The 4,905-nt window shown below is 66.1% G+C and carries 6 protein-coding genes; 2 read left to right on the top strand and 4 right to left on the bottom strand.

What is annotated here, in order from left to right; all coding sequences use genetic code 11:
• Positions 1-72 precede the first annotated feature (72 nt).
• The 4 genes from AAFX91_RS39145 to ftsE all read right to left on the bottom strand — a co-directional run bounded on the left by AAFX91_RS39145 (position 73) and on the right by ftsE (position 3,293).
• Entirely contained in the window at positions 73-846 is a 774-nt protein-coding gene (locus AAFX91_RS39145; RefSeq protein ID WP_394570064.1) for a lysophospholipid acyltransferase family protein, read from the bottom strand.
• Between the two features lie 29 nt (positions 847-875).
• On the bottom strand, positions 876-1,598 hold the full coding sequence (locus AAFX91_RS39140) for a YdcF family protein (RefSeq protein WP_130583697.1): 723 nt from the start codon (positions 1,596-1,598) through the stop codon (positions 876-878).
• Between the two features lie 71 nt (positions 1,599-1,669).
• The gene (locus AAFX91_RS39135; RefSeq protein WP_394570063.1) at positions 1,670-2,641 is read right to left on the bottom strand and encodes a cell division protein FtsX; all 972 of its coding nucleotides are present in this window, start codon (positions 2,639-2,641) and stop codon (positions 1,670-1,672) included.
• Complete coding sequence (gene ftsE / locus AAFX91_RS39130) at positions 2,634-3,293, bottom strand: cell division ATP-binding protein FtsE (RefSeq protein WP_130583699.1); 660 nt, start codon at positions 3,291-3,293, stop codon at positions 2,634-2,636. The genes AAFX91_RS39135 and ftsE overlap by 8 nt, the downstream gene beginning before the upstream one ends.
• A gap of 203 nt (positions 3,294-3,496) precedes the next feature.
• On the opposite strand from ftsE, the gene AAFX91_RS39125 reads away from it, so the two are divergent.
• Both AAFX91_RS39125 and AAFX91_RS39120 read left to right on the top strand, forming a co-directional pair.
• Positions 3,497-4,354 carry an MJ0042-type zinc finger domain-containing protein gene (locus tag AAFX91_RS39125; RefSeq protein ID WP_394570062.1) on the top strand — a complete coding sequence of 286 codons (858 nt, stop codon included), beginning with the start codon at positions 3,497-3,499 and terminating at the stop codon, positions 4,352-4,354.
• Positions 4,355-4,389: 35 nt separating this feature from the next.
• Positions 4,390-4,767, top strand: coding sequence for a response regulator (locus AAFX91_RS39120; protein WP_028163766.1), 378 nt, complete (start codon positions 4,390-4,392; stop codon positions 4,765-4,767).
• Positions 4,768-4,905 lie beyond the last annotated feature (138 nt).

Raw genomic sequence — 4,905 nt, 5'->3', positions numbered from 1 at the left:
GTCACTTTGGCGTAGAGCTCACCAGGCCGCCGCCCAGCGCGCGCACTTCAAAACAAAAAGACAACTGTAATGCTAGACCTTCGCCTTCGCGGTATCGGGCACGACGCCGAACAACTGCGCCTGCTCGGCGCGCGCGGCCTCGACGATACGGTCGGTGGTGCCCTCGATCGTCTCGCGCAGCCGCGTCATGAATTCATCGCGCGGCAAGCCTGGCGGCAGCGGATCGAGGAATTCGACCACCAGCGTCCCGGGATAGCGCATGAAGGTGCGGCGCGGCCAGAACAGGCCGGAGTTGAGCGCGACCGCCAGGCACGGCACGCCGCTCTCGGCATAGATCTGCGCCACGCCGGTCTTGTAGTTTGGCGGCGCGCCGACCGGCCGCCGCGTTCCTTCCGGGAAGATCACGAGCTGGCGGCCGCGCTTCACTTCAGCGGCCGCGCGGCGCAGCGTCTTCACCAGCGAACGCGGGCCGCCGCCGCGATCGATCGCAATCATGCCGGCCTTGATCAGGAACTGGCCGAACACCGGAATCCAGGTCAGTTCGCGCTTGAGCATGTAGAGCGGGTGGTCGAAGAAGCGCAAAAGCTGGAACGTCTCCCACATCGACTGATGCTTGGCGGCGACGATCAGGGGCCCTTTCGGAATCTTCTCCAGCCCGCGGAATTCGACCCGGATGTTGCAGACGACGCGCATCAAAAACAGCGTCGCGTTCGCCCACCATGCGGCCAGCGTCATCATCGCCCGGCGCGGCAGCACGACGGTCGGGATCGCGGCGATGCTGAGCGCCACCAGCACGAGATAGAACAGCACGTTGAAGATGAGCGAGCGCACGAAGATCGAAGACATCGAATTCCCGACTTAGAGAGTTGGTCTGGTCAGTTCACCTGCGCGGTCGCCGGCCGGCGCGGCGCCGGCGCGCCGCCAGGCTGCTCCAGGAAATCGGGCGTCAGGTCGAGACCGATCCTGGCCAGCCGCACCCGCACCTCCGCCGCGACATATTTGACGTATTCCGATAGCAGGAGGCGCAGCGTTCCGCCACTCATCCACCAAGGTTCGTCGCGCCATTTGTCGCCGATCACCACGAACGGGATCAGTTCGACATCCGGCATCGCGTGCGACAGTTCGACGATCGCGCGCGGCATGTGGTAGTTCGAGGTCACCACGATCAGCGACTTGAAGCCGCGCTCATGCGCCCAGCGCCGCGTCTCAGCGGCATTGCTCCTGGTATTGACGGCGGAGCGGTCGAGATCGACGCAGCACCTCAAGAGCGCCTGATTGTTCTCGGGCAGCGAGCGGGAAATATCGCTCGCCGCATTGGTCGGGTGCACGCCCGAGATCAGCAGCCGCTTGCCGTAGCCGGCCGCCAGCAATTCCACCGCGTCGGAGATCCGCGAGGAACCGCCGGTCAACACCACGATGCCGTCGGCATTGCGCTCGGGCTGGGTTTCGACGCCGCGCAATTGCGACAGGAACGCGAGGAAGCCGACCCCCGCGGCGACGAACAGCACCGCCAGCGGCGCGACGATCAGCGCGCGCAGCGATCCGTGCGGCCGCGCTGGCCGGCGCTTTTGCGATCGGTCGTCGAGATCAGAGCTCATCGGATAAGGCTGTCCCTTCCCCGGACGCAATTCTAGAGCGTTTTTGGGCGAAGTGGAGTCCGGCCGTTCCATCAGTCGACGTCATCGAGCGTGGCGAACAGCGTCCGCCGTGAGGCCCAGGCCGTGATCGCGGCGATCAATACCGCCTGCAGCGCCAGCACCAGATAGCCGGACGGGCGCAGCGAGAAGGTCCCGAGCAAGGCCGCGAACTGGTCGCCGACCGGAGTGCCCGAGAACCAGCTCGCGATCGATTCGGAGAAGCCGAAGAACAGCATCGCGACGCCACCGCCGATCAGGCCGCCCTCGAGTCCCAGCATCAGGAAATGCCGCAGGAAACGGTTGGCGATGTAACTGTCGGAGGCGCCGACGAAATGCAGCACCTCGACGATCGGCCGGTTGGCGGCCATCGCGCCGCGCGTGGCGAAGGAGACCGAGATGATCGTCGCGACGATCACGAGGGCGAGAATGCCGATGCCGGCAAACACGGTGGCGCCGCTCATCGAGCGCATGCGCTCGATCCAGGCGCGGTGATCGTCGACGCTGGCACCGGGGGCGACCTGCGTGACCCGCGCCCGCAGCGCTGCGAGGTCCGGCGTGCTGCCGGGCTGCACCCGCGCCACGATGACGCGCGGCACCGGCAATTGCTCGATCGACAATCCGCTGCCGAGCCAGGGCTCGAGCAGTTTTGCGGATTCCTCCTTGCTGAACGGGCGGACTTCGACGATCCCACCCTGCGTCCGCATCGCCTCCGCCGCCGCTGATGTGTCGCGATCGAGATCGCGGCCGGCCGCCGGGCGGATCTGGATCGTGATCTCACTTGCAACCTCCGACTGCCACTCGGCCGCGGATGCGCTGACCAGGAGCACCGTGCCCGTGGTCATCGAGGCCAGGAAGGTCATGATTGCCACGACCGCGACCAGCGCGCGGCCGGAGATCGAGGCGCGCGGCACGATCGGCGACATGTTGCGCGCATTCGCCGCCACCTGCGGGCGTTCATGCCCGAGGTCGACGAGCGGCACATGTTCTCGGCCGATCTTATTCATAGATGTGCAGCCGTCCCTGGTGCAGCACCAATCGCCGCGCCTCGTACTGGTCCATCAGCGTGATGTCGTGGGTGGCGATGATCACGGCGGTGCCCGACTTGTTCAACTCGATGAACAGGCGCAGCAGCCGCCGCCCGAGCGTCGGATCGACGCTGCCGGTCGGCTCGTCCGCCAGCAACAATTGCGGCCGCGAGATCACCGCGCGCGCGATCGCGGCGCGCTGCTTCTCGCCGCCCGAGAGGATCGGCGGCAGCGCATCCATCCGCTCGCCGAGGCCGACCCATTTCAAGAGGTCGATCACCTCGCGCCGGTAGCTGGATTCGTCGCGGCCCATCACGCGGAACGGCAGCGCGACATTCTCATAGGTCGTCATGTGGTCGAGCAGGCGAAAGTCCTGCAGCACGATGCCGATGCGCTTGCGCAGGTTTGCGATCTGGTCCTTGCTCAGCAGCGAAATGTCCTTGCCGAACAGATTCACCAACCCGCGCGTCGGCCGCAGCGACAGGAACAACAGCCTGAGCAGCGAGGTCTTGCCGGCACCCGACGGGCCGGTGAGGAACTGGAAGGAATGGGCGGGGACGGCGAAGCTGAGGTCGCGCAGAATCTCCGGGCCGAGCCCGTAACGCAATCCGACATTTTCGAACCGAACCAAGCTCTAGCTCCGCTCGACATTGGGTTGGACGTTGGGTTCAACTGGGGCGGCGGCCGGGAACCTCGAACCTTGGCTCAATCCTCGCGCCCGTTTCCGGCTGGGCCGGCGGGCCGAACAAAGCGTTTGTGCTTCGGTTATGGTTTCCGATTCGTTAACGGTCGCCTTGTAGCATCCCGGCGCATCCATGGTGGGGATTGGGCTCCATGCATATCGTTTGCCCGCATTGTACAACATCCTATGCGATCAAGCTGGAGACGTTAGGTCCGGCCGGGCGTACGGTGCGTTGTTCCCGCTGCAAGGAACTCTGGCTGGCGCGGCCGGAGGATGCCGTCGACATCACGGCGCCGATGCCGGCGATGGCGGCGGCGAACAGGTCCGCCGCGTCCGATGCCGCCGCGGAATGGGAGGCGATGGCGCGGCAGGAGGAGGACGAACGCACTCCTGTCGTCGACAGCCCCTCGATCTCGGCCGACTGGCCGGCGGATGATGCAGTCCGACAGGACTGGCCGTCGGTCGCCCGGGAAGACGCCGAGGCTCACGCAGATGCCGAAGCCAAACCCCGCCGCCGGCTGCCAAGACTGTTCGAGCTGCCCACCCTGCCCCGCATCCGCATGCCCGCAGCGAGCCTGCCCACCGCATGCGCGGCGATGGCGGCGCTGATCGTGGCGCTGGTTGTGTGGCGCGGCGACGTCGTGCGCCTGTTGCCGCAGACCGCGCTGTTCTACAGGCTGGCCGGGCTCGAGGTGAATCTGCGTGGGGTGGCGTTCAAGGACGTCAAAGTCAGTCACGAGACAGTGGACGGCAAGGCGGTGCTGGTGATCGAAGGCATGATCGTCGGCGAGACCCGGAAGCCGGTGGAACTGCCACGGTTGCGCTTTGCGGTCCGCGACGCGCAGGGCGCGGAGATTTATGCGTGGAACACGGTGCTGGAGCAGCCGGTGCTGAAGCCGGGCGAACGCGCTTTTTTCAAATCGCGCCTTGCCTCGCCGCCTCCGGAAGGGCGCGACATCGATATCCGCTTCTTCAACAAGCGGGATCTGGCGGCTGGCGGCAAGGCTTAGAATACGAGACGTGTCTTGCGAAGGAGGTTAGTTCGATGCCGCGGGTATTGATCGCCGACGACGAGGATTCGATGCGCTCGCTGGTGGCACGCGCCATCGCCATGGACGGCCACGAGACCGTCACCGCGCAGGACGGCGCGGCCGCGCTGGAAATACTGGCGCGCGAGCAGGGCGCCTTCGATCTGCTGCTCACCGACATCCAGATGCCTGTCATGGACGGGATTGCACTGGCGCTCGCCAGCGCGCGCGATTTTCCGGAGTTGAAGATCCTGTTGATGACCGGCTTTGCCGATCAGCGCGAGCGCGCCTCCGGCCTCAATGCGATCGTGCACGACGTGGTGACCAAGCCGTTCTCGGTCGCCGATATCCGCACGGCGGTGGCGGATGCGCTGTCGGCGCGGAAGGTGGCGTAGGTGCGGACGGACGCTCTCTCAGCCCGTCATTGCGAGCGCAGCGAAGCAATCCATGTCACCGCAAGCGGATCGGGATAGGGGGAAGCCTCGCGGCTTCGCCCCTCCCACACCACCGGACGTACGGGTCCGTATCCGGCG

Source organism: Bradyrhizobium sp. 31Argb (genome assembly GCF_043638955.1).
Classification (GTDB): Bacteria; Pseudomonadota; Alphaproteobacteria; order Rhizobiales; family Xanthobacteraceae; genus Bradyrhizobium.
Note: the sequence above shows the minus strand (reverse complement) of the source record. Positions and strands in the feature narration are given on the sequence as shown.

What these genes read in the sequence shown, in the direction of transcription:
- AAFX91_RS39140 (WP_130583697.1), bottom strand. Translation starts at nt 1,598, where the DNA reads ATGAGCTCTGATCTCGACGACCGATCGCAAAAGCGCCGGCCAGCGCGG.
- AAFX91_RS39145 (WP_394570064.1), bottom strand. Translation starts at nt 846, where the DNA reads ATGTCTTCGATCTTCGTGCGCTCGCTCATCTTCAACGTGCTGTTCTAT.
- AAFX91_RS39120 (WP_028163766.1), top strand. Translation starts at nt 4,390, where the DNA reads ATGCCGCGGGTATTGATCGCCGACGACGAGGATTCGATGCGCTCGCTG.
- AAFX91_RS39125 (WP_394570062.1), top strand. Translation starts at nt 3,497, where the DNA reads ATGCATATCGTTTGCCCGCATTGTACAACATCCTATGCGATCAAGCTG.
- AAFX91_RS39135 (WP_394570063.1), bottom strand. Translation starts at nt 2,641, where the DNA reads ATGAATAAGATCGGCCGAGAACATGTGCCGCTCGTCGACCTCGGGCAT.